Annotated in this window: 26 protein-coding genes and 1 tRNA gene; 22 read left to right on the forward strand and 5 right to left on the reverse strand. The window is 46.5% G+C overall.

Going from position 1 to position 20,790, the window contains the following annotated elements; all coding sequences use genetic code 11:
* Positions 1-5 precede the first annotated feature (5 nt).
* Complete coding sequence (locus BN3003_RS15035) at positions 6-869, reverse strand: chorismate mutase (protein ID WP_058357448.1); 864 nt, start codon at positions 867-869, stop codon at positions 6-8.
* A 136-nt stretch (positions 870-1,005) separates the two neighbouring features.
* Here BN3003_RS15035 and BN3003_RS15040 point away from each other — a divergent pair.
* The 19 genes from BN3003_RS15040 to BN3003_RS15130 all read left to right on the forward strand — a co-directional run bounded on the left by BN3003_RS15040 (position 1,006) and on the right by BN3003_RS15130 (position 15,607).
* Positions 1,006-1,079, forward strand: a tRNA-Gly gene (locus BN3003_RS15040).
* A gap of 220 nt (positions 1,080-1,299) precedes the next feature.
* Positions 1,300-2,487 carry a tyrosine-type recombinase/integrase gene (locus tag BN3003_RS15045; protein ID WP_058357449.1) on the forward strand — a complete coding sequence of 396 codons (1,188 nt, stop codon included), beginning with the start codon at positions 1,300-1,302 and terminating at the stop codon, positions 2,485-2,487.
* Between the two features lie 69 nt (positions 2,488-2,556).
* Positions 2,557-3,369, forward strand: a complete 813-nt coding sequence (locus tag BN3003_RS15050) for a hypothetical protein (RefSeq protein WP_058357450.1) — start codon at positions 2,557-2,559, stop codon at positions 3,367-3,369.
* Positions 3,370-3,498: 129 nt separating this feature from the next.
* Complete coding sequence (locus BN3003_RS15055; protein ID WP_058357451.1) at positions 3,499-3,750, forward strand: helix-turn-helix transcriptional regulator; 252 nt, start codon at positions 3,499-3,501, stop codon at positions 3,748-3,750.
* Positions 3,751-3,752: 2 nt separating this feature from the next.
* Positions 3,753-4,055, forward strand: a complete 303-nt coding sequence (locus BN3003_RS15060; protein WP_058357452.1) for a helix-turn-helix domain-containing protein — start codon at positions 3,753-3,755, stop codon at positions 4,053-4,055.
* Positions 4,052-4,720, forward strand: a complete 669-nt coding sequence (locus BN3003_RS15065) for a KilA-N domain-containing protein (RefSeq protein ID WP_058357453.1) — start codon at positions 4,052-4,054, stop codon at positions 4,718-4,720. Before BN3003_RS15060 ends, BN3003_RS15065 begins: the two co-directional genes overlap by 4 nt.
* Positions 4,717-5,190 (forward strand): hypothetical protein, encoded by a 474-nt coding sequence (locus BN3003_RS15070; protein ID WP_058357454.1) that lies wholly within the window; start codon positions 4,717-4,719, stop codon positions 5,188-5,190. The genes BN3003_RS15065 and BN3003_RS15070 overlap by 4 nt, the downstream gene beginning before the upstream one ends.
* Positions 5,187-5,429, forward strand: a complete 243-nt coding sequence (locus BN3003_RS15075; RefSeq protein WP_058357455.1) for a hypothetical protein — start codon at positions 5,187-5,189, stop codon at positions 5,427-5,429. Before BN3003_RS15070 ends, BN3003_RS15075 begins: the two co-directional genes overlap by 4 nt.
* A complete protein-coding gene (locus BN3003_RS15080) occupies positions 5,426-5,776 on the forward strand; it encodes a S24 family peptidase (RefSeq protein ID WP_058357456.1) in 351 nt (116 codons plus the stop codon). Before BN3003_RS15075 ends, BN3003_RS15080 begins: the two co-directional genes overlap by 4 nt.
* A gap of 8 nt (positions 5,777-5,784) precedes the next feature.
* Entirely contained in the window at positions 5,785-5,946 is a 162-nt protein-coding gene (locus tag BN3003_RS15085) for a hypothetical protein (protein ID WP_159061472.1), read from the forward strand.
* Positions 5,943-6,188, forward strand: coding sequence for a hypothetical protein (locus tag BN3003_RS15090; RefSeq protein ID WP_058357458.1), 246 nt, complete (start codon positions 5,943-5,945; stop codon positions 6,186-6,188). Before BN3003_RS15085 ends, BN3003_RS15090 begins: the two co-directional genes overlap by 4 nt.
* Positions 6,185-6,490, forward strand: coding sequence for a hypothetical protein (locus BN3003_RS15095; RefSeq protein ID WP_058357459.1), 306 nt, complete (start codon positions 6,185-6,187; stop codon positions 6,488-6,490). Before BN3003_RS15090 ends, BN3003_RS15095 begins: the two co-directional genes overlap by 4 nt.
* Positions 6,487-6,729 carry a hypothetical protein gene (locus BN3003_RS15100; protein WP_058357460.1) on the forward strand — a complete coding sequence of 81 codons (243 nt, stop codon included), beginning with the start codon at positions 6,487-6,489 and terminating at the stop codon, positions 6,727-6,729. The genes BN3003_RS15095 and BN3003_RS15100 overlap by 4 nt, the downstream gene beginning before the upstream one ends.
* A complete protein-coding gene (locus BN3003_RS15105) occupies positions 6,726-7,019 on the forward strand; it encodes a hypothetical protein (protein WP_058357461.1) in 294 nt (97 codons plus the stop codon). Before BN3003_RS15100 ends, BN3003_RS15105 begins: the two co-directional genes overlap by 4 nt.
* Positions 7,020-7,089: 70 nt before the next feature.
* Complete coding sequence (locus BN3003_RS15110) at positions 7,090-8,118, forward strand: toprim domain-containing protein (RefSeq protein ID WP_058357462.1); 1,029 nt, start codon at positions 7,090-7,092, stop codon at positions 8,116-8,118.
* Positions 8,115-9,923: a DUF927 domain-containing protein gene (locus tag BN3003_RS15115; RefSeq protein WP_058357463.1), complete on the forward strand. Its 1,809-nt coding sequence runs from the start codon at positions 8,115-8,117 to the stop codon at positions 9,921-9,923. The genes BN3003_RS15110 and BN3003_RS15115 overlap by 4 nt, the downstream gene beginning before the upstream one ends.
* 2,386 nt (positions 9,924-12,309) lie before the next feature.
* The gene (locus BN3003_RS15120) at positions 12,310-12,756 is read left to right on the forward strand and encodes a hypothetical protein (RefSeq protein ID WP_058357464.1); all 447 of its coding nucleotides are present in this window, start codon (positions 12,310-12,312) and stop codon (positions 12,754-12,756) included.
* Between the two features lie 47 nt (positions 12,757-12,803).
* The gene (locus tag BN3003_RS15125; RefSeq protein WP_058357465.1) at positions 12,804-15,110 is read left to right on the forward strand and encodes a hypothetical protein; all 2,307 of its coding nucleotides are present in this window, start codon (positions 12,804-12,806) and stop codon (positions 15,108-15,110) included.
* 32 nt (positions 15,111-15,142) lie between these two features.
* Complete coding sequence (locus BN3003_RS15130; RefSeq protein WP_058357466.1) at positions 15,143-15,607, forward strand: hypothetical protein; 465 nt, start codon at positions 15,143-15,145, stop codon at positions 15,605-15,607.
* 244 nt (positions 15,608-15,851) lie between these two features.
* On the opposite strand, the gene BN3003_RS18495 is transcribed toward BN3003_RS15130, so the two are convergent.
* Positions 15,852-16,603 (reverse strand): IS5 family transposase gene (locus tag BN3003_RS18495; protein WP_407701092.1). Its coding sequence is split into 2 segments (ribosomal slippage): positions 15,852-16,372 and positions 16,372-16,603, totalling 753 coding nucleotides; the frame shifts between segments, so codons are not numbered across the junction.
* A gap of 195 nt (positions 16,604-16,798) precedes the next feature.
* Here BN3003_RS18495 and BN3003_RS15140 point away from each other — a divergent pair.
* Positions 16,799-17,311, forward strand: coding sequence for a hypothetical protein (locus BN3003_RS15140; protein ID WP_058357467.1), 513 nt, complete (start codon positions 16,799-16,801; stop codon positions 17,309-17,311).
* 81 nt (positions 17,312-17,392) lie between these two features.
* Here BN3003_RS15140 and BN3003_RS15145 read toward each other — a convergent pair whose 3' ends face one another.
* Complete coding sequence (locus BN3003_RS15145) at positions 17,393-17,833, reverse strand: hypothetical protein (protein ID WP_058357468.1); 441 nt, start codon at positions 17,831-17,833, stop codon at positions 17,393-17,395.
* 170 nt (positions 17,834-18,003) lie between these two features.
* Here BN3003_RS15145 and BN3003_RS19235 point away from each other — a divergent pair, with 170 nt between their 5' ends.
* Both BN3003_RS19235 and BN3003_RS15150 read left to right on the forward strand, forming a co-directional pair.
* A complete protein-coding gene (locus BN3003_RS19235; protein WP_267886151.1) occupies positions 18,004-18,129 on the forward strand; it encodes a hypothetical protein in 126 nt (41 codons plus the stop codon).
* 269 nt (positions 18,130-18,398) lie between these two features.
* Entirely contained in the window at positions 18,399-18,752 is a 354-nt protein-coding gene (locus BN3003_RS15150) for a hypothetical protein (protein WP_058357469.1), read from the forward strand.
* 358 nt (positions 18,753-19,110) lie between these two features.
* On the opposite strand, the gene BN3003_RS15160 is transcribed toward BN3003_RS15150, so the two are convergent.
* Together BN3003_RS15160 and BN3003_RS15165 are read right to left on the reverse strand one after the other, a co-directional pair.
* Positions 19,111-19,785, reverse strand: a complete 675-nt coding sequence (locus BN3003_RS15160; RefSeq protein ID WP_058357471.1) for a YjjG family noncanonical pyrimidine nucleotidase — start codon at positions 19,783-19,785, stop codon at positions 19,111-19,113.
* A 125-nt stretch (positions 19,786-19,910) separates the two neighbouring features.
* Positions 19,911-20,756, reverse strand: coding sequence for a class I SAM-dependent methyltransferase (locus BN3003_RS15165; protein ID WP_058357472.1), 846 nt, complete (start codon positions 20,754-20,756; stop codon positions 19,911-19,913).
* Between the last annotated feature and the right edge of the window lie 34 nt (positions 20,757-20,790).

The raw sequence follows: 20,790 nt of genomic DNA on the forward strand, positions 1-20,790 counted from the left end.
TTCTGTTAATCGTTGCGCAAAATAATGCGCGCTCCCGCGACCTCAGCCAACTGGCTTAATTGTTCTTGACTGAGCAAGCCATTGCCCAAACGCGTCACATTCGCCAACACCGGCAAATGGCTGTGTTTCACTGCTTCAGCAATGGCCTCCACATCCAAACGGTAGGGATGGCGGTGGTTGATGCTCAAAGTACCCGCTTCACCCAACACAATTTGGTGATTGCCATACATGGCCACACGCTCTGCTGCCACCAACCATTGCTCCAACGTATGGTGTTTGTCCTTGCACACCACCACCGGCAAATTCAAGCGGCCAATTTCTTGCTGCATGCTGCGGCTTTCCAACCACTCGCCGCCCAAATACACGATGTCCGCACCGGCAAACAATACCCCATCCAATTGGCGCAAATCACGCACCCGCACCATCACTGGCTTGTTCTGTTGGTGATTGCCACTCACTTCTGCGGGCAACAAGCGCAATTGCTGCTCCTCGCTTTGCACACCGGCTTGATACGGATTGCTTGGCACATAAAAAGGGTCTAAATACGCAATCGCCGAGTTTACAGGCCGCTTGATGTATATGGACAACAAATCCTGCCCCAAAGCCACACCTCGACTCACATACACACTGTTTTGTGGCTGTGCTTCGCGGCTGATGATGCGCCAATCGTGCACAATGCGCACCGCCCGCTCCACTTGTGGCAATTGCTCCAACACCGCCACATTCAATACCCGTTCATCCCCAACTGCTCCAATGATGACCCGTTCAGCCCCTACCGACACATGTTCATGCAAACCTGCTGCTCGTATGTGTTCAATCACCGCCTTAATGGCCTGCTCCTCAGCATGTGGCTGCATTACAATTATCATGTCATCTTCTCTGTTAACTTTTTAGCAAGCAAATTGTGCCATCATGCCGCCGTGTATGCAGCAGTTTTTATGCAAAACTTGCACATTCACCCAAATAGGTTTACATTTGCCGCCTGCTCACACAACAAATCAGCACGCGGGTGTAGTTCAATGGTAGAACGGCAGCTTCCCAAGCTGCATACGGGGGTTCGATTCCCCTCACCCGCTCCAAACACTCAATTCAGCAAGTTTCAGCAAAACCCAAAACCCTTTATTTACCTAGCTTTAAATCCAAATGAGTACTACTAAGCAAAGCTGAATATCCTAGACAACAACTTAATAATAGGGTAACAATTAGGGTAACAAAATCACTGTTACCCCAAAATGCTCAAAATTGGGGTAACAAGTTTTTAGATTGCTTTATTACCCTTGCTCTTATTGGATATTTGCCATGCCACTACAAGACAGCCAATGCAAAAATGCTGTTACCCCAGCCAAAGGGGTAACAAAACTATTTGATGGTGGCGGTTTATTCCTGCAAGTTGACAGCAAAGGCCGAAAATACTGGCGGCTTCAATACTACCGACCAAGCGACAAAAAGAAAGATGTTGTGGCTATTGGTGTGTACCCTGATATCAGTTTAAAAGAAGCCCGTTTAAAACAAGCTGAAATCAAACTACAGCTTGCCGATGGTATGGATCCTAAGCAACAACAAAAGGTTATTGAACAAGAAGCCTTGATGACGTTTGAAATTGTGGCGCGGCAATGGCACAACAACCGCAAGGATGACGATACACGGTGGACACCTAAACATGCTGAAAAAATGATTGCTCGCTTAGAAAACCACGTTTTCCCCATTATTGGAGGTAAGCAGCTTTCAACAATCAAGCCCTTGGAGATTCTTGCTTTAGCCAAAAAAGTAGAAGAAACAGGCAAGACATACACTGCTCACAAAGTCTTGGAAGTGGTGCGCCAAGTATTTACCTATGGCATAACCATTCAGGCCTGTGAGTATAACCCTGCCAGTGATTTGTCAGGCGAACTTAAAAGCCATGTGCCTCAAAATTTTCCATCAATTACCGATGAAGATAAATTAAAAGAGTTACTGCAAAAGCTTGAGAGCTATGGTGGCACTCCATCAGTACGGGCATTACTGCGATTATCGCCATATGTATTTACCCGCCCTAGCGAAGTAAGGCTAATGAAATGGGCTGAATTGGATTTAAACACAGGCATTTGGACGAAAGAAGCCAAAGACATGAAAAACCGCCTTGCCCATATCGTGCCACTGTCCAGACAAGCCAAGGCCTTATTGGAAGAATTGAAGCCATTTAGCGGCCATCATGAATATGTGTTTTGGAACAATGCCAGTGGTAAGCCTGTATCAGACGGTGCATGTAGACAAGCATTAAACCGCATGGGCTACAAAGGCGAATTTACCCCGCATGGGTGGCGGCACACGGCCTCTACTCTGCTACATGAGCAAGGCTTTAACACAATGTGGATTGAAGCGCAGTTAAGCCATAAAGACACCAATAAGGTACGTGGCACATACAACAAGGCCGCATACATCAAAGACAGACGCACCATGATGCAAGCATGGGCTGATTATTTAGATGCACTGAAACAAAAACAGTAACAACCAAGATGTTGAAAAATGTAACTACTTTCAATAGAATAAGAACACTGCTGACAACTTGAAGATGGCATGGACAGTGTAAAATTACTTGCCGAGAGCATAGAGAATCTCAAACAAGCAAGCATACTCACAAGCAAAAATTACACTTATGAATATTTGCGATTTACAATTGGCAAAATTGTATCAGATAGGGGCAACCCTGTTCCCAAAAGGTCAATTGACCTGTGCGCCAACACCATTGCAATAGCGGTTTGCAATGTCGGTGTAGCCCCCACCCCACGTAACAAAAACACCACCAAAGCCAATTTAATCAATAAAAGTGTCATTGATATTATCAAGGGCGGCAATGCTATTCTTAACGATGTTGCAGACTTGAGAAACAATCAAGCAAGCGAGTACATCTACTCATATCAAAATTTCCTCAATTCAATTGTAAGCCTTAATCAATTCTCACATATTGACCACCACGGCAAAGGGCAAGATGACAGGCGCATTTTGCATTTTATCTTTCTTGAAATTTACAAAAAATTCAGTTTTAGAGCCACCAATAACGAAATGATTGATTTGCTTTGGTGTGTTGCAAGAAGCAAGGCCGATGACTGGGTTTACAAGCATTTGACCCTAGAGGCTAAAAATAAGCTTGTTGCAATGGCTGAACTTGAAAAGCAAATAACACGAGCCAAAGAAAACACCCAGTATGCCCACATCAACAGCACGCCGCGCAAGAAGGATACTGCCAATGGCTTGAGTACCATTGAGGGGCTTAAGCAAATTAAGGCCATATTGAACAGCATGGAGAACAAACAAAAGGCAAACGAAATAAAGGCCATTATTTGCGATTACTTGCTGGATGATGATTCCTGCGATTATCCACATTTTTAGGGATTATTACTTTTCTAAATCCATAAAATCAAGGTCTATCACGATACAAGCCATTGAGTTTAATTGAAATAATACCCTCATGAAAGCCACTGACAACTCAGTGCTGCTATTAAACATGAGGGCATTTTTATGCAAGCTTCAAACAGCATTATCAACTTGGACGTATTGCCAAACAACGCACAATTGACGTTGAAAGAATTGGCAAGCAGTCCATCAAAGAACAAACGCGGCTACACCCGTTTATCTGAAAGCCATATACGCCGCTTAGAGGCCGCTGGCTTATTTCCAAAGTCACGCCAAATCACTGGTACGCGCTGCCGCTTCTATGTCGCTGGCGAGGTGAAACAGTGGCTTGCTGACCAAGCACAGCAAGAGGCGTAACCATGAAAAAGAAAAAGGCCACCAACAAGGGCAGCCAATCTCAAAACGAAACCCATTCTAGCACAGCACGCGTTAATTCAACCAATGCCACCACACAAAAGTTGTTTGTTTTGGCCTGTTTGCGGGAGCGTCCACACAGTAGCAATGAGTTGCACATGAGAGGCATCTACGACCCACGCGCCCGTATTTTCAGTTTGCGCCAAGAGGGTTACGACATTTCAACAACATGGCGGTATGAAACCGATGTTGCTGGTGTTGAGCGAAAAATCGGCGTTTACAGTTTACTCAGTGAGGCAAAGCAATGAGCAAATTCAACATTATGGTTTACCAAGGCCATGAAATTTCAGCCGATAACAAAGGCTGGATTAATGCAACGATGATGGCTACACCATTTGGCAAAAGAACAGAAAATTACCTACGCAATGAGCAAACAAAGCGATACATCGCAGCCCTTGCTCAAAAATTAAGCGTTACGCGAAAAAGCGTATCGAAGCAAATTCAATTAGTTAGAGTGGTCAAAGGCGGAAATGAGCAAGGTACATGGTTGCATCCTAAGCTTGCCATTGATTTTGCTCGCTGGTTATCACCTGAGTTTGGTGTGTGGTGTGACGAACAAATAGAAGGCATCCTGAACAATGTCACTATTTGGAATCAAGAGCGTGAAATGGTTAAAGCCATTCAAGGTGTATTTACCGACACCATGAAAGCATTGGCCGAATCAAAAGGCACACCCGCGAAATGGTATGACTACAAGAATGAGTGTTGTCGCATCAATCGGGCATTAACTGGCAAGTGGGATAAGTTGGAGCGTGACGGCCTCAGCAAGCCACAGTTAAAAATCATCCGTGAAATGGTGGCATATGACATTGCCCTGCTCTCACAGAATAAAACCACAGAAGAACGTGAGCAATTGCTTGCCGCCAAAGCATTTGCATTGTGTGGTGGTCAATTATTGGAGGTTCAAGCATGAAAGCCCTTGACCACACCAGCGCATTGCTGCAATATTCGCCTACCAACTTAAATCAGTTGGTCAGGTTTGGAAGCCTGAACAGTAACGGCAGACAAAATGCCGCGTTTAATCGTGGTTTTTTTACGTCTGTAATACCCGCTTTAATGCCTAGTTTCTATGGTGACAAGCGGCAGGGGCGCATTCGTGCGCGCTGGGTTCGTTACTCCAGTCTTCCAACCTTGCTGTCTTGTTGCCACCCAACCACGTTTGGAAGCGTGTTGGTGGCGGTTAAAACCGTAACGAAAGGCATTTTCATGGCGAAAATCCGTAAGGGCTACTCACGCCCACTGTATATCCACAATATCCGTAATTTCCCTACTCTTGAAGCCGCAAGCCGTCATGTTGATTTGATGCTGCGAGGCAATGCTTTGGCGCGTTTCAACATTCAACAGACAGCACAAGGCTGGTCAGTTGGGAGGGTTTGCGCGTGACTCAAGCCTTAACCCCTCCCCCTCAGCAATACCTTGATTTACATGACATGGCCTCAGATACCCTGTGGCAGCTTGAAATTGTGGCAGTCAGCGCACTGGATGCTGGTTTAGATGGTGACGACCTACGGGCAGCCGTTAAAGCCATTTTGACAGTATGCCGAGCCTCCAAAGTGTTTGATGTTCAGGACATTGCCGAGCTTCGCCATGCTCTTGCACTCAATTGCGAGGTGGCCGCATGAATCAAGCTATGCCCTTACCCATCACCTCCGCAGGAAGTACAAAGCCGCCTTACATTCATGCAATTCAATTCGATGGTGAGTTGTATTTTAAAGCCACTGGCGATGGCATGAAGCCAACCATTAACCCCTCTGACTATGTGGGCATCACAGCATGTAGCCACTACCAAGGCAGTGGCATCTATTTGATTGAAACAAATGGACTGGTGCAAATATGCCGCCTTAGTAGACATAGAAATGGGATTTGCATCATCACCGACAATCCCGTCTATGAGAATGAAATCGTGCCTGAACATATGTTTAGGGTGTTGGCCAAGGCCGATTGTGTTTTAAAAAAATGCGCGGCTTAGGGGGTTTCATGACGGTAATCATTAGCGAACATGACGACCAACAGGCCGCATACGATGTTTGTAAAGCCTTTTCCGCCAGTGGCCTGCCTTATGATGCCTTTATGATGGTGTCGTCCGATTCTGAGCAGTACAGCCGCTTGAAATCACGTTTACTGGAGACAATCCAATGAGCAAAACCAAACAACAGGCCGTGATTGAGGCCACATCAACCAAACAAGGCTTAAACCGCTTTGAGGCGCAGGCAATCGGTGATTCATGCCTGAACAGCACCATAAGCCATTTATCCAAAAAGGGTTATCGCTTCCGTACTGAATGGGAAAGCGTACCAAATCGTTTTGGCGGCACAACCCACTGTAACCGCTATTGGCTTATTGGTAAGCCGCAACCAAAGGCTCAGGAGGCCACATCATGAATGCAGAACAACATTTCTTTAATGAATTGGCACGACTCAGCCAAGAATCCGAGGCAGCCTTGAAAGAGGCTCAAGAGTGTGCGGAAAAGTACCAACAGGCAATAAACAAAATTGAGCATTTGTCCAGCACAGGAATTGCAAACTTGATTGAGTTGATGAAAGCCCTACCCAACCCAAGTGAGCTTGTTGTGGTCGATTTATCAGAAATTACCCCAGTCAACTTGCCCATATTGCCAAGCATTACCCTGCCTGATTTTTCTGCATTTGAACAATTAGTCACTAAAAAAGAGGTGCAGCCATGACACAAGCCATTCCAAGCCGTTTGATGCGGTTTCTTGATGCGGTACAGGCTCAGGCCATACAAGGGCAACCATACCGTCAATTGCAGCACTCTCACGCGATTATTGAGGAGGCTTTGAGCCTTGGTATTGTCGGTGTGTTTGATGATGGTGGTGTGGCTGTAATTGGCTTTACTGATGTTGGGCATTTTCAGTATTGCCAGCAATGCACCATTAATCTGAGCAAAGGGGTGGCCGCATGAAAAATGTGTTTTATGGATTAAGCAGCTTTACAGCCGCCAAAGCCCAATTGCCCAACATTAAAAACATGAACATTCACGAACTGGACGCGTTTATTAACAGCGACTTTAACAATTTTCGCAATGTCATGTTGGGGCTTGAATATGCCATGACGCTGTTTAAGGGCGCGTTTCCTGAACTTGTGGACGATGAGGCAATGCAAATAATCGAGCAAGACGCAAGCGAGTACCTCAGCACCTATGCCTTGCTTAACAGTGAAATAGACAGCCGCCTTAAAAGCAGCGCGTTTTAAATCAGAAAAGAAAAAACCGCCTTGAAATACAGGCGGTTATTTAGCTAGAAGAGCAAAGGAAAATAATCAGATGGCTGATTACAAACAGATTATAGACCACTCTACAGGGCAATGGCGATACATTTTACCCGCCTTGGGTGTGAGTTCTGAGGCATTGACCAACAAACACAAGCCCTGCCCTGCCTGCGGTGGCAAAGACCGCTTTCGTTATGACGACAAGCAAGGACGCGGCACGTTTGTATGTGGGCAATTGGACGGCCTCAGTGGTGACGGTTTCGCACTGGTACAGCACATTTACGGGTGTGATTTTAAAGAAGCAGCAAGGCTTGTTGCGGGCGTTTTGGGCATAACCGAGGGTGAGCCATTGCCTGAGCGCAAAACACCACCACAGCAGCAAGCACAGCCCCAAAAAGACCGCATCGAAGCATTACAAGCACTGTGGGCCATTGCCGAGAAAAACCGAGGCCATAACTGCATTAAAACCTACTTACATGGGCGTGGCTTGGATGTGACAACCATAGAGCCAATCGTAAGCACATTGGGCTTTGTGGAGGCATTGGACTATTGGGTACAAGACGACAAAGGCAAGTGGCTTGTATTGGGCCAGTACCCTGCCATTGTTGCCAAGTTTGAGGGTGTGGACGGTGAATTGATGGGCTTACATCGCACTTACCTCAACACTGACTGTACGGGCAAATTACAGCTTGCCGACCCGTTTACAGGCCGCTTGTTGGAAGCAAAGAAAATGATGGCGCGTTACCAAGGCAGCAATACGGGCACGGCCATACAGCTATGCCCTGCGGCTGAGTATTTGGCTGTGTGTGAGGGCATAGAGAACGGCGCAGCCATTTATCAAGAATCAGGCTTGCCTGTATGGGCTTGTGGCAGTGCGGGCGGCATGGCAGCAATGGCCTTACCAAGCACCGTAAAGCAATTGTTTGTGTTTGCCGATACCGATGCCAACGAAGCAGGCATTAAGGCCGCTAGACGACTGGAAAGCAGAGCCATAGCGCAAGGCATAGAGGTGCGTATATGGCAAAGCGGCATTGACGGTGTGGATGTATTGGACACGGTAACAGCAAGAAAGGCGGCGGCATGAGCGAAGCCCAAGCATTAAACCCAAGCATCATCACTGAGAAACTGGCAGAGATTCGCAATTTAGCCAAGCAACCCGCCAATGAGTTGAAGCCTTACATAGACACCACCACAAGCGGCGTGTTTTACGTCACAAGGCAGCATGACAAGGAAACGGGCGAAGTGGTGGAAAAGCGCACCCCGCTATCAAGCCACTTCAAACACCTGGGCGGTGGTGTCGATGATGACGGCAACCATTACGCCATCTTGGAAAAGTCACAACACTATGGCAAGCCCGCCAGGGTGATTGTGCTGCCCTTGGGCGTGGTGGGTACAGGCCAAGGCTGGAGCGCATTGCAAAACAATGGCGTGATGGTCTACTCACCCAAATTAGGCCGCGAGAAGCTGGCCGACCATATCCAAAAAGAAGCCTTGAACATTAACCATGCCATTACCAATAAAGGCGGCTGGCATCATGAGGGTAAGGCGTACATTCTGCCAAGTGGTGAGGTATTGACCCACCAAGACAATTTGAATGTGATTTACAACGGCGACAAGAGCCAAGCCGAGGCATTTAAGGGCAAAGGTACGGTGCAGTCTTGGAACGATGCCATAGGCCGCCATTTGGCTGGCAACAGCCGCTTGTGCTTGGCAGTGGGTACAGCCTTGGCAGCACCCTTGCTTAAGCTACTGGGTATGGAAAGCGGCGGTTTTCACATTCACTCTGACAGTTCAGATGGTAAAACCACAGCAGCCAAAATAGCCTTGTCGGTATGGGCGCACTCACTGACGGCCAAGGCTTCATGGAATGGCACAGGTTACGCCTTTACCAATTTGGCCAACAGCCGTAACGACAATTTCATGATGCTGGACGAAATAGGCGAAGCGACACAAAAAGCCGTGTGTGATGTGGCTTACAGTGTCTTGAATGGCACAAGCAAAGCCCAAGGCGCAAAGGATGGCGGCAACCGCGCCATGAGCATGTGGCGCACCCTGCTGTTTTCAACAGGTGAAAAGCCAATACGCTCTTACGTTGAGCGTGGCGGCAAATACCAATGGCAAGCAGGCCAAGAAACCCGCCTGCCCTCTATCCCTGCCAATGCAGGCAAAGGCTTGGGTGTGTTTGATACCGTCCACAGCTTTGACAATGGCAAAGCATTTGCCGATCACTTGAACCAAGCCAGCCTTGAGCATTACGGTACAGTGGGCGCGGCCTTTGTGGATGCACTGCTAAACAGCCAAGAGGCCACCATTGCCACAGCAAGGCAGTACATGGACACATTCAAAGCCACCCTACCCACAATGGGCAACCAAGCAGGCCGCATATCAGACCGCTTCGCCTTGGTGGTGTCTGCCCTGCAATTGGCAATCGATGCAGGCTTGCTGCCATTGAGCCATGAGGAGGCAGCACAGGCCATTAAGCAGTGCCTTAATGACTGGATAGCAAGAAGTGGCACGGGCAACTATGAGGAGCGCAAAATATTTGAATATGGCGCAGCTTTCTTTGAACAGGCCGCATACAGTCGCTTTGTGTCTATCAACCAATCGAGCCCAACACATCAGCACACTGGCTCAGACACAGCAGGCTTGAGAGAAGAACGTGGGGAACAGTTGCCATTGTATTGGGTGTTGCCCAGTGTCTTTGATGCCGAGATTTGCAAAGACTTTGACCGAGCCAAGGTGGTACAGGTTTATGAGGTTGCAGGCTGGTTGCTTGTCCCCAAGTCAGGGCGCGACAAAACCAAGACAAAGACATTCAATGGTGAAAAAAGACGATACTATGTGTTTGAGGGCTCTACACCACCCACAGACCAAGAAGAAACAGAGTAACCATCAGCCGTCCAAAATTGGGCGGTTTTTTAATGATTAACAATCTATACCATACACATACGCGTAAAACGTGCGTTCTTGTCGTTCTGTCGTTCCCACTCAATTCAGAATAACAATTAACCACATACATTCAAACAGTTACATTAAATATTGTAGCTTATTAAGTTTTTTGTATGTCGTTCTCTTGTCGTTCTTGTGTCGTTCTCTCGTCGGGATGGCACACTATAGAGAACGCACGGGAACGCAAATTCAAAATTATGTCGTTCTCTTGAAATCCTTTACTGGCAAGCCTTACAGAGCCGAGAACGACAAGAACGACAAGAACGCACGTTTTTATTCATGGATAGAGTTATTGAGAAGACAGCCTGAACACTTGGCAGTCTAATCAGGAAAATCCCTATTACGGAAAATCCCTATTACGCAATTTCAGGATGTGGCTGCTGTGTGGTGGTGTGGTCAAATACAAGCCAAAATGGTATTGCCCAAAAATTAAGCGTTACGCGAAAAAGCGTATCGAAGTGTGATAATCCCACTTCGCATTTGCCCGACTTGAAATCGGAATAATCTAAATACCCCAAAATTAGGGGATTTGATAACGTGAGGAAAACCCACTTTTTAAGAAGTGAGAAAATCACACTTCATACATGGGTATCAAATCTATACGCCAGTATGGAATTAAGACGACCGTATGAAACTAATACACGGCTATTGGCTTTGCCAGTTGTGGCGATTTCCACCATGACTGAATTACCAATACGAAACCATTAGCCAAAATTAGCCATGCTGTGACTAATCACGGCTGCATTGTCAAAATGACAACTCAGAGGCTCACGCGTGCGCACGCGCGAGGGGTATTTTCGGTTAGCGCGTTTTAAAAGCTTCACGGGCGGTCTACAGGCTTGGACCGCATAAACTCTCGACCCACCCCCACCTAGTTTATGGCAGCCATTCAGGGCATTAACAATACTTTCCTTTGTTTATATCGCTTGGTAGTAAACAAGGCCGACGTTTTCGCCTAATTTGTTGAGAACATTTTCCCCGAATTTGGGGAAAACCTTTTTAACAGATTTGTTAAAAACCTGAACAGCACCAACAAGTGACCCATCAAAGACTTTTACTGAAATTTTAGTAAAAATACCGAATCACCTTTTTGCGAATCGGGAGTATCGCAACACAACCGCACTGCATTTGCATTGCAACCGCACTGCGAACGCATGTAAGAAATTGAAATACATAGCCAAACCAAATTTGGATGGGCGGATTCACGTTAGCTCAGTTTTGAGCGCACACAAGTATTTTTGTTAGCCCATAAAAAAGAGGCCAACTCAAATTTGAGGCGGCTAATTGGGGATTTTGCGTATCCATAAAAAAGGCAGCCGCGAAGTGCTAAAAGGGCAGTCGGGAGATACCCAAAGGGCAATACTGCAAAATCGCTTTCGCGAAGTGAAGAAATCGCTTTCGAGAGCTAAACAAACCCTTATCACACAGCCATGATGCAAAACACCACCGCAACATGCAATTTCCAAGCCACACAAGCACACAGAACGCATTAAATGGTAAAACAATACCAACATAAGGGATTGCATCAAAACGCCGTTAAATCGCTTTAAATCGCACGTTTGCTTTTGGTGGTAATTTAGTGACCCGTAAAAAAGGAATTTTCGTACTCATAAAAAGGTAATTTATGGACTCATAAAAAGACATTTTTGCGTGTCCATAAAAAGGCTTGCGTTTGAACGGTGGCAGGTAATTTTTGCACATCTTAGGCGGCAATTTCGATACACGTTAAAGCGCAGCAACTCAGCACATGCTAGGGCGCGGTAATTTCAGGACATCTTAGGCGGCGCGACTTAGTAAAACTTAGTGTCAGCTTCAGAAAACTTCAGTTTAAAACCTCAGAAAACCTTAGATTAAACTTAACATTTAACAACAAGTAGTTTAGGTGATTGCGCCGTTTGGATGCTAACATTTGCTAACAGGCCGACTTGTCAAAACTTGACATTAAAACCTGAAAAAACCTGAAATTGCATGTTGATAAATGTTCACATTCAAAAGCCATGTTTTTAGTTTTCGGACATCTTAGGGCGCAGTAATTTCGAGACACGTTAGGCAGCCAATTAATGCACATCTTAGGGTGATAGTTTTTACACATCTTTGTCAGTGAATTTTCGGACTCGTAAAAAGTAATTTCGAGACATCTTAGGCGGTGGTGTTTTCACGTCAGCCCAATTTTGGACGCACGCTAAAATATTCAATCTTCATGGTCAAAATCTGTCTTATTTCACACACTAAACACCACCTACAAACCCTTTAAAATCAACAGTTTCAGCCTATTTTATGCTACAATATCGCCTGTATTTTCAATAAGATATAAGGGATTTAGAGCATGGCATTACTCACTAAAGAGCAATTACTGGCTAAGGGCAAAATCAGCCCTGTTTTAGTCAATATTAAATTTCCAAATGGCGAAGAAACTGACGTTTACATGCTGGATGGGCGCTCAGGTTTTGCAGCGTGTGCGGAAATGAAATTTATCCAAGAAATAGGCGCATACACGGACGGCTATCAATTCATCAACAATCAAGCCAATGTTAATCAAGTTATGGCGTTCAGCATGATTCAATACCTTTGCAATGAACAGGGTGAACCATTGTTTAAGCGTGAGGAATTGGACGGCTTGCTTGAGTTGCCCGTGGAAATACTCACCACCTTTGGTGTGGCTATTCATAAGCAACACACCATCGAGCGACACAAGAAACAGAAGGCCATGCCTGAAAAGGCAGAGCAAGACGAGCAAAACACCACCGAGCCGCAAGACACAGCAAACGCATAACAAATATGGCAGCTTAGGCTGCCTTTAGTATTTCAGGAGATGGACAGATGGCAGATGCAGAATTAACCGCCCGACTTGGCTTAGATTTAAGCCAGTTTAATCGAGGCATGAAGCAAGCAGAGCAAGCGACCAAAGAGATAACCAATAGCTTTAATGCCCTTGAGCGTGAAGCCGCTGAGGTGCAAAAGTCTTTCAACAGTAATCAACAGGCAACAGAGGCTCTAAACCGTGCTGATGCTGACCTAGCCAATGCAATAAAAGACATCGACTCCGCAATGAGCCAAGCAAAACAGGCCGCTCAACAATTCACCCCTGCCCTGAATCAAGTGGCAGCAGAAAGTAAGGCAGCCGATAACGCAGCGTATGAGCTAGGCTTATCCATTGGCACGCGCATGAATTTGGCGTTTAAAGTGGGTGCTGCGGCAATCGCTGGTGTTGGCAGTGCCTTGGCTGCTGTGGGTGTGGGCTTCTACAAATTCAACAAAGAGGCTCAAGAAGCGTCAGAAACGCTCAATGCAGCGCAACGCCTGAATGTGAACACCGATGACTTGCAGGCCGCTCAGTATGCTGTAGAGCGGCTTGGCTTGCCTGCTGATACGCTTAAAGAGGCGTTGCAAGATATCAACGACAAGATGGGCGATTTGTCCGCAAATGATGGCGGCGAATTAAAAGACTTTTTCAAGCGCATGAATTTGGATGTGGCTGAGTTTATCGGCAAAAGCCCTTTAGACATATTGCGGGCACTGAACCAAGAAGCACAAAATCTTTCGACCAATGAACGCACACAGTTATTTGAATCGATGGGCAATGACTTATCCAAGCTTGAGCCAATACTTGCCGCCAATGGCGCACAATTCGACAGCTTAATGCAACAGGCTATTGAGTTTGGGCATGTAACCAGCAATGCCAACTTGGTGGCACTGGACAGCTTCAACCAATCATTCAAGGATATTCAAGACAAGTTTTGGGGCATGAATGAAATGGTCTACGCCAACCTTGCCGAACCCATGAAAGCGGCCATTACCTATGTTGATGAATGGATAGAATCACTTGGTGGCGGTGAACAGGTGGCAATGGATATTTCAGATGCAATTGTTAATGGTTTGATGATGGCAGTAGAGGCTGGCGGCTGGCTGGCACAACGGTTTAACGAGGTGGCAGGCATTGCCGAGGCAATTGTGGGCGGCTTGGCTTTGGTGGCTCGTGGTGCAATGGAAGTGGCAGAGATGATGTCACACATGCCTGCAATGAAAATCATGGATAAGATTTTTGATACTGACGCCACTAAGTCTATTCAGTTGATGCAGGATAAGTTGGATGAAATTGTAGGCAAAGCACGAAACTACCGTACCATCATGGAAGATGTAGCCAATAAAAATACGGCCATTGACCAATGGACTGACGGACTTAATAGCCGCATTGGCGCGGGCAAACAAGCAATGCATGATACCTTTCAAGCGCAGATTGACATTGGCAATCGAGGCGAACTGGCAAAAGAAGTTGAAAAGCTGACACAGGCTCTTAATAACTCTCAATCTGCACTGGATACAGTCAAAAATAGTAGCACGGCTACGCCCGAAGAAAGAACACAGGCTTATAAAGCTGTAGAGGCAGCAGCCAAAGCGCTAACAGAGGCACAGGACAAGTTATCCAATGCGAGAAGTACATTAGATGGTGGGCGGCAATATGGTTTTGATACAGGCGCACTATCTCGCTCTCTGTATCGCAATAAGCAAGAATCTGATGCAAGTGAGGAATATGGTAAGGAGCTGGAAAAGCAGCACAAAGAATTGCTTAAACAGCAAAAGGAACAATTAGCCTGGCAATCCAAGTTAGACATGAAAGATGCAAGTGAGCGTGACCGCATCAACATGGAAGATGCCAAGGCAGTGGAAAAAGCCAATAAAGAAGCTGAAAGAATTGCCAAACTTGCTGCCAAAGAACAATCAGCCACTAGCAAGAGTATGTCCGATGCAGTAAGCGAGTTTGGCCGAACAGTGTCCACCAACAGCCAACATGCCATTCAGTCAGCAAGGCTTGAGATTAAAAACCCTCAGATGTCCTTTTTTAAAGGTGGCAGTGACCATGTAGACCAAGACCCAACAGGTCAAAAATACCTAAGGCAAGCTTACCCTGAGTACTATCAGCAAGCCCGCATCCCTGCGGCTGGTGTTAGTCAAAACCAATTTGATACAAGCAAAATGCAAATCCTTGGTGTGGTTTACTTCACCAGTCAAGATGGCAAGGTGAAAGCAGAAGCCCTCATGACACCTGAAAACTATAAACTCATCTCACAAATTGCATTACAAGCTGTAAATGGAATGGCTAGGGATGGTCAGCTTATGAACTCTTGATATAATGCCGTCATTCTAAAAGGGGTGACGGTATGAACAAATTCAGTGCGTTATTGTTGTGTGGTTTACTGGCAGCTTGTGGCGGTGGTGTTGATTCAGACAAGGCCGCTACAGAATCGAACGAGTCTAAGCCCGATATGAGCCAAAGAGAAACTGTGTTCTTATCTGCTGATACTATTTTTGATGAATCACTGGATAACCCATTTGCCGTAACTGAAAAGTTTAAGGGCAAAACAATTAAAACAACTTTTTTACTGAATGGGATTGACCAACTTCCAAGTGGCAAGCCTAGGTTGTCAGGAAAGTACACAGGCACTAAAGCAGCAGGCATACAAAGTGGTAATTTTCCAAGCATGTTTACTATCATGGATTCAAGCGATGGAATTGCCCAGCTAAAGACTGACAATTTTGTTGACGTATTTTGTACTGATATTGATAACAGTGATGTAAGCAGTCGATATGTAATTGTGTTCAAAGGCTGCAAGCTTGCCGAATAGAACTTAATTGACCAGTAGTCAAAACTGCCCTATTCTTGCTTAAGCGATAGCGACACCACCAAGGTGTCCAAAATGATACAAAAGCCTCCAATTTTGGGGGCATTTTTGTTTTATGGGGTAACAAATAGGGTAACAACCTAACACTTATAAAATACTTATCATTTAAATTCAATATATTAAATTAAATGTTCGATGCCCTTCACCCGCTCCACCCACATCACACACTTTGGCCTAGGGCGTGTTCTCATTTGGCCTTACACCAAATAAAGATACAAGCCAGTCGTAGCATGGCCTTGTAATTGCGGGCTAATTTGTCAAAACGCGTTGCAATACCTCTGAAATGCTTCAAGCGGGCAAATGCATTTTCAACCACATAGCGTAAGCCGTATAAATAACGGCTAAATTCCGGATTACTTTTGGTGCTGTTGGATTTTCTAGGGATGACGGGAATCATTCCATGTTTTCTTGAAGATTCTCTTATCTTTTCAGAGTCATAGCCCTTATCAGCGACCAAATAATGGCCGGTTTGAACCAAGGCGATCAGCTGCGGTGCAACTTGACTGTCGTGGGTTTCGCCCCCAGTGATTTCAAAATCAAGCGGATGTCCGTTCGCGTCGACGGCCAAGTGTATTTTTGTAGTTGCGCCACCTCGTGAACGGCCAATTGCTCGAGCCTCACCACGCCTAGCTCCACTCGCATGCTGATGAGCGCGGACGTAGCTTCCGTCGATGAATACCCGTTCTGTATCCAATACGCCTCGTAGTTTAAAAAAAACTTGTCCCATAAACCCTTGATGGCCCAGCGATTAAAGCGATTGTAAGCCGTTTGCCAAGGACACAAATCTTCAGGAATATCTCGCCATGTCGCTCCAGTGCGAAGTTTCCACAAAATGGCCTCCATGATATTTTTGCTATTTTTGGAACGGTAGCAGCCATAAAACTTCATGGTATCTTGAATTTGCAGCCAAATATCATCGGTTAAAACTCGGCGGGCCATGTTAAAACTTTTATCAAATAAACATATATTTCATTCTATAACATAAGTTTTAGGAGTGGCTTATTTCAGATTTGAAATGAGAACACGCCCTAACCTCTAGTAGCATTTCATGCTTCAATCTGCATAGGCTTACAATCGCGACACCCAGCTGATTTAACATGACGGTTCTGCAATGCATCCGCTTAAGAGCGCACCATGTCCCGCTTATTCTCCCTCTATTCCCCCTCTTGGCTGGCTGTCTTATTGCTGTTGCCGCTGCTCGGTGCCTGCGCCCAGTTTGCGCCGCCGTCTTTTGAAGCCAAACAAGCCATCACATTACCGCAGCAAGCCAAGCAACCCAGCCAGCTTGAGTACACGGTGCACATTCAACATGCCGATACTTACAGCCCGTATTTGCTGTTACAAGCCCACGATGTGCAAGAACGCACAAACATGCGCCAACAATTGCGACAAAACACCACAGACACCGCCAAGGTCGAAATCTACGATGGCCACAGCCAGCAATTGCTGTATGCCAGCACCCACACGCCCACGCTCAGATTTTACGACCCTGTTCAGCATGAAATCGGACTGATGTTGGTGCCCAAATACTTCGCCCTCAATCCGGGAAGCTACACGCTCAAAATCGAGTTAAGCGGCGATTACAGCACGCTGCCCGCCGATGTAAAACCCACCATCAGCTTCACCAATTTATACAAAGCACAATAAGCGGTCAGGCCTTGCACAGATGAAAACATCCCAATGCGGTGGCAATACAAATTCTCAGATACCGCATCCTGACGATGGTGTTTAACCATCTGCCTGCATTAATTTGACAATCTCGGGCTCGCAATCGCGGGCCCAATCTATCGCATCTGGCGCCGCAATAAAGGGTGTTTCTCCCCCTTCGGCCAGTAAACCATCCGACAGAGCGCACAATACTGCTGCCGCCAGCATGGACGACACATACTCGCGCATGTCTGAGTGTGTGATTAACGTCACCACCGTGTCCCGCCCTTGTAAGTGCTTGCGTTCGCGCTTATTCAGTTGGTTCGCATCCACGCTTTCCACATACAACTCAAAACCAGCTTCTTGTCCTTGGTAAGTCGCGGGCAAAAACCCCTCAAACTCCCACCACACAAATTCGCTGTCCAATACCACCTCAAAACCCGCTTCCAATAGCGCCGCCGCCCATTGTTTGGGCGTGGGCAAAGACTGCCGCATCGCATACACATTGTTTGCTACTGACATACTCACCCCCCTTTACTATGGTCACCCAATACCGCTGCTGCCATACACGCGGTCGAAACCCCGTTTAAATGGCAAGAACTTTTCATAAAGTAAAGACACCAATTAACCTATATTGACACAACCGCGATATAGCCTGCCCATGGCTTAAGCACTGACTGAGGAGCGCTAAAATGTTAGACATCTTGCAAATACTGCTGGCGATTTCCATCATTCCCACCGCCGCATTTGTTTTTTTGGCGGCTTACACATTTTTTAGCCACAAGCGCCGCGGCCATACCCGCTTTAAAGCCAAATAAAGCCATCCCAAGGCTGTTCCATCCCCCTGCGCAAGCCAGCCTTGCGCTTTTATTTTGTCTTAAGCTTCCCTCAATACCGCAAGCGGCCTGTAAACAAAATATCACTTCGATTCAAACCGTTTTACGCCATCTTGCATTCAGCGTATAGACTGCGCTGTCTGGATTTATTGATTGAAATCAAGATTCCATTCATATTGAATCGTCTGGATGATGTTTGGTATTATTGTTGCTCTATCGAGAACTTTTTCAATACACAAATCGAGAGCAAGATGAATTTTGATGGCATTATTAATGAATTACTAAAAACCGATGGCGCCATGGCAGCAGCGGTGGTGGACTATTCCAGTGGGATGTTGTTAGCAGGTGCTGGCAAGTCATCGTTGGACTTGGAAATTGCCGCTGCGGGCAATACCGAAGTGGTGCGTGCGAAGATGAAAACCATGAAATTATTGGCTTTGAACGACAGCATCGACGATATTTTGATTACCTTGGGTGAGCAATACCATTTGATCCGCCCGATTGCCAAACTCGATGGTTTGTTCTTGTATTTCGTGCTGGCCAAAGACAAATCCAATTTGGCATTGGCGCGCCGTGCCTTGGTGGATGCTGAAAAAAACATTTAAGTTTGGCTGTGATGACAGAAAGCTATGCGTATTGACACAATGTGCATAGCTTTCTGTGTATTTGGTCGTCACCATCCAGCTTACAGGCTGTGGATGACCGACACCGACGCAGACTGGCCTTTGGCCTGCATCATCTCGCCATCCCCAAGCTCACCAATCTATCCACCCACTCGGCACAGTCATCACCAATAAACACGCCGATATCGGCTTGATTGTCCTCGCACATTACCGCAACCAGCGCTGCCAATATGTATTGAATCAAGGTGGCAAGCATCGTGACAGTCGCAGTTTCACAACCAAGCGGCCTGTAAACCCTGCCCACATTCATCACACTCGCTCTGCAATGCCTTGTACTGGCTTAAAACAACTGCGTCAATTGCGGCAAACTGTGAATGGTGTGGGTGATATCTAAGTCTTGTGGAGCGGGTTTTTGCTGTGGGTTATACCAGCATGTGTTCATGCCGCAGGAAGCTGCGCCAACCATGTCGGCTTCCAAGCTGTCACCGACAAACACAATGTCTTGCGCCTGTCGTTGGCTGCGCTGCAAGCAGGTCTCAAAAAAGCGTGCATCCGGTTTTTCATAACCGATGTCATTGGACACAAACAAGTCTTGAAAATACGGCAGCAATTGCGCCAAACGCAGGCGCGAGGTTTGTATCGCCAAAATGCTGTTGGAAGCAATGTACAAATCATAGCGCCCGCTTAAGGTGCGCACCGTTTCCAATGCGCCTTGCTCCATCACATGCGACTGAGCCAACTGACCTTGGTAAACATCGCGAAACGCATCGGCATCCACAGTCCAATTTAATTCCTCAAACAACAGGCGAAAACGCGTGTCGATGACGTTTTGCACCGTGCGCAAGCCTTGTTTTTGTTCTGCCCACAAGCCATTGTTGATGGCGTCGTAGCGTTGCTTGACGGCCACGTCCCATTCCAACCCAAAGTGTTGAAACACATCGGCCAGCGCTGATTTGCTGCTCAATCCAAAATTCAATAAAGTATCGTCTACATCAAAAAATATGGCCTTAGGCATGCACGCTTTCCTCAATCAACACAATCACAAGAGCGCTATTTTAAACCATGTCAGCCCCGCTCACAGCCTCTTATCATGTTGACAGGCCGCATTAAGCGGCCTGTCAATTCTTACACAATCAATTTTCAGCGCTGCGCCGCAATCACCCACACCAAATCGCCTTGGTGGTGTTGTACGGTGGTGGCAGGATAATCGCTTAAGTCTTGCTGCAACAAACTCGGTTGCAATAAGTCGACCTTGCCAAAGCCGCAGCTGTGAAAAAACGCCGCCACTTCTTGCGGGGTATTGAAATGAAAGTCAAAATCACTGTGGGCCATGGTTTTTAAAATCCAACTCGCTTGCCAAGCCAACATGCGAAAATGTGGCTGCAGCGGCATCGGATAGACATCGCTTAAATAATACAAGGCGGGGAATTCGCGTGTGTATTTCACCAAGCGCTGCAACAAATAGCGCAACTGGTCTAAGGCAAAATAATTGATTAAGCCCTCACTGATGATGACCAATGGCTGCTTGACATCAAAACTGCGAAACACTGCGCCCACTTTATCGGAAAACAAATCCGCGCCGATGACTTGAGCATCGGGCTGTAAAGTCGCCAAGGCCTCGCGCTTCATTTGCGCCATATCGGGCAAGTCCAATTCCACAAACTGAATGTCAGGGTATTTTTTCCGAAACAACCAGCCGCGCGGCGACAGACCACAGGCAATTTCCAAAATTTGCACATGTGGATGCTCAGCAATCAAGGCTTCTAAGCGCGCGTCCAGCATTTCATGGCGTTGCTTTAAGGTAGAACGGATGCTGCTGCCCCAAAAAAACTCGGCCAAGCACTCAGCAGGATCAATCAATTGCGCATAGATTTGGCCTTCGGGCGTGGCAAAATTGGGATGGGATATGCCCATGCGGTACCACACATAACCGGTGTAATGCGCAGTAAATGAGATGTGTCGGTACTTGGATACAGGTTCAGTCATGGCAGGCCTCCACTTTGCAGTTCAACGGTCCACA

Source organism: Vitreoscilla massiliensis (genome assembly GCF_001457815.1).
Taxonomy (GTDB): Bacteria; Pseudomonadota; Gammaproteobacteria; order Burkholderiales; family Neisseriaceae; genus Vitreoscilla; species Vitreoscilla massiliensis.

Bases quoted from the DNA above. Each gene is read 5' to 3' on its own strand.
- BN3003_RS15105 (WP_058357461.1), top strand. From the start codon at position 6,726: ATGAAAAATGTGTTTTATGGATTAAGCAGCTTTACAGCCGCCAAAGCC.
- BN3003_RS15055 (WP_058357451.1), top strand. From the start codon at position 3,499: ATGCAAGCTTCAAACAGCATTATCAACTTGGACGTATTGCCAAACAAC.
- BN3003_RS15060 (WP_058357452.1), top strand. From the start codon at position 3,753: ATGAAAAAGAAAAAGGCCACCAACAAGGGCAGCCAATCTCAAAACGAA.
- BN3003_RS15070 (WP_058357454.1), top strand. From the start codon at position 4,717: ATGAAAGCCCTTGACCACACCAGCGCATTGCTGCAATATTCGCCTACC.
- BN3003_RS15145 (WP_058357468.1), bottom strand. From the start codon at position 17,833: ATGTCAGTAGCAAACAATGTGTATGCGATGCGGCAGTCTTTGCCCACG.
- BN3003_RS15045 (WP_058357449.1), top strand. From the start codon at position 1,300: ATGCCACTACAAGACAGCCAATGCAAAAATGCTGTTACCCCAGCCAAA.
- BN3003_RS15160 (WP_058357471.1), bottom strand. From the start codon at position 19,785: ATGCCTAAGGCCATATTTTTTGATGTAGACGATACTTTATTGAATTTT.
- BN3003_RS15080 (WP_058357456.1), top strand. From the start codon at position 5,426: ATGAATCAAGCTATGCCCTTACCCATCACCTCCGCAGGAAGTACAAAG.
- BN3003_RS15165 (WP_058357472.1), bottom strand. From the start codon at position 20,756: ATGACTGAACCTGTATCCAAGTACCGACACATCTCATTTACTGCGCAT.
- BN3003_RS15090 (WP_058357458.1), top strand. From the start codon at position 5,943: ATGAGCAAAACCAAACAACAGGCCGTGATTGAGGCCACATCAACCAAA.
- BN3003_RS15095 (WP_058357459.1), top strand. From the start codon at position 6,185: ATGAATGCAGAACAACATTTCTTTAATGAATTGGCACGACTCAGCCAA.
- BN3003_RS15150 (WP_058357469.1), top strand. From the start codon at position 18,399: ATGAATTTTGATGGCATTATTAATGAATTACTAAAAACCGATGGCGCC.
- BN3003_RS15100 (WP_058357460.1), top strand. From the start codon at position 6,487: ATGACACAAGCCATTCCAAGCCGTTTGATGCGGTTTCTTGATGCGGTA.
- BN3003_RS15050 (WP_058357450.1), top strand. From the start codon at position 2,557: ATGGACAGTGTAAAATTACTTGCCGAGAGCATAGAGAATCTCAAACAA.
- BN3003_RS15065 (WP_058357453.1), top strand. From the start codon at position 4,052: ATGAGCAAATTCAACATTATGGTTTACCAAGGCCATGAAATTTCAGCC.
- BN3003_RS15035 (WP_058357448.1), bottom strand. From the start codon at position 869: ATGATAATTGTAATGCAGCCACATGCTGAGGAGCAGGCCATTAAGGCG.
- BN3003_RS15125 (WP_058357465.1), top strand. From the start codon at position 12,804: ATGGCAGATGCAGAATTAACCGCCCGACTTGGCTTAGATTTAAGCCAG.
- BN3003_RS15110 (WP_058357462.1), top strand. From the start codon at position 7,090: ATGGCTGATTACAAACAGATTATAGACCACTCTACAGGGCAATGGCGA.
- BN3003_RS15085 (WP_159061472.1), top strand. From the start codon at position 5,785: ATGACGGTAATCATTAGCGAACATGACGACCAACAGGCCGCATACGAT.
- BN3003_RS15115 (WP_058357463.1), top strand. From the start codon at position 8,115: ATGAGCGAAGCCCAAGCATTAAACCCAAGCATCATCACTGAGAAACTG.
- BN3003_RS15120 (WP_058357464.1), top strand. From the start codon at position 12,310: ATGGCATTACTCACTAAAGAGCAATTACTGGCTAAGGGCAAAATCAGC.
- BN3003_RS15140 (WP_058357467.1), top strand. From the start codon at position 16,799: ATGTCCCGCTTATTCTCCCTCTATTCCCCCTCTTGGCTGGCTGTCTTA.
- BN3003_RS15130 (WP_058357466.1), top strand. From the start codon at position 15,143: ATGAACAAATTCAGTGCGTTATTGTTGTGTGGTTTACTGGCAGCTTGT.
- BN3003_RS19235 (WP_267886151.1), top strand. From the start codon at position 18,004: ATGTTAGACATCTTGCAAATACTGCTGGCGATTTCCATCATTCCCACC.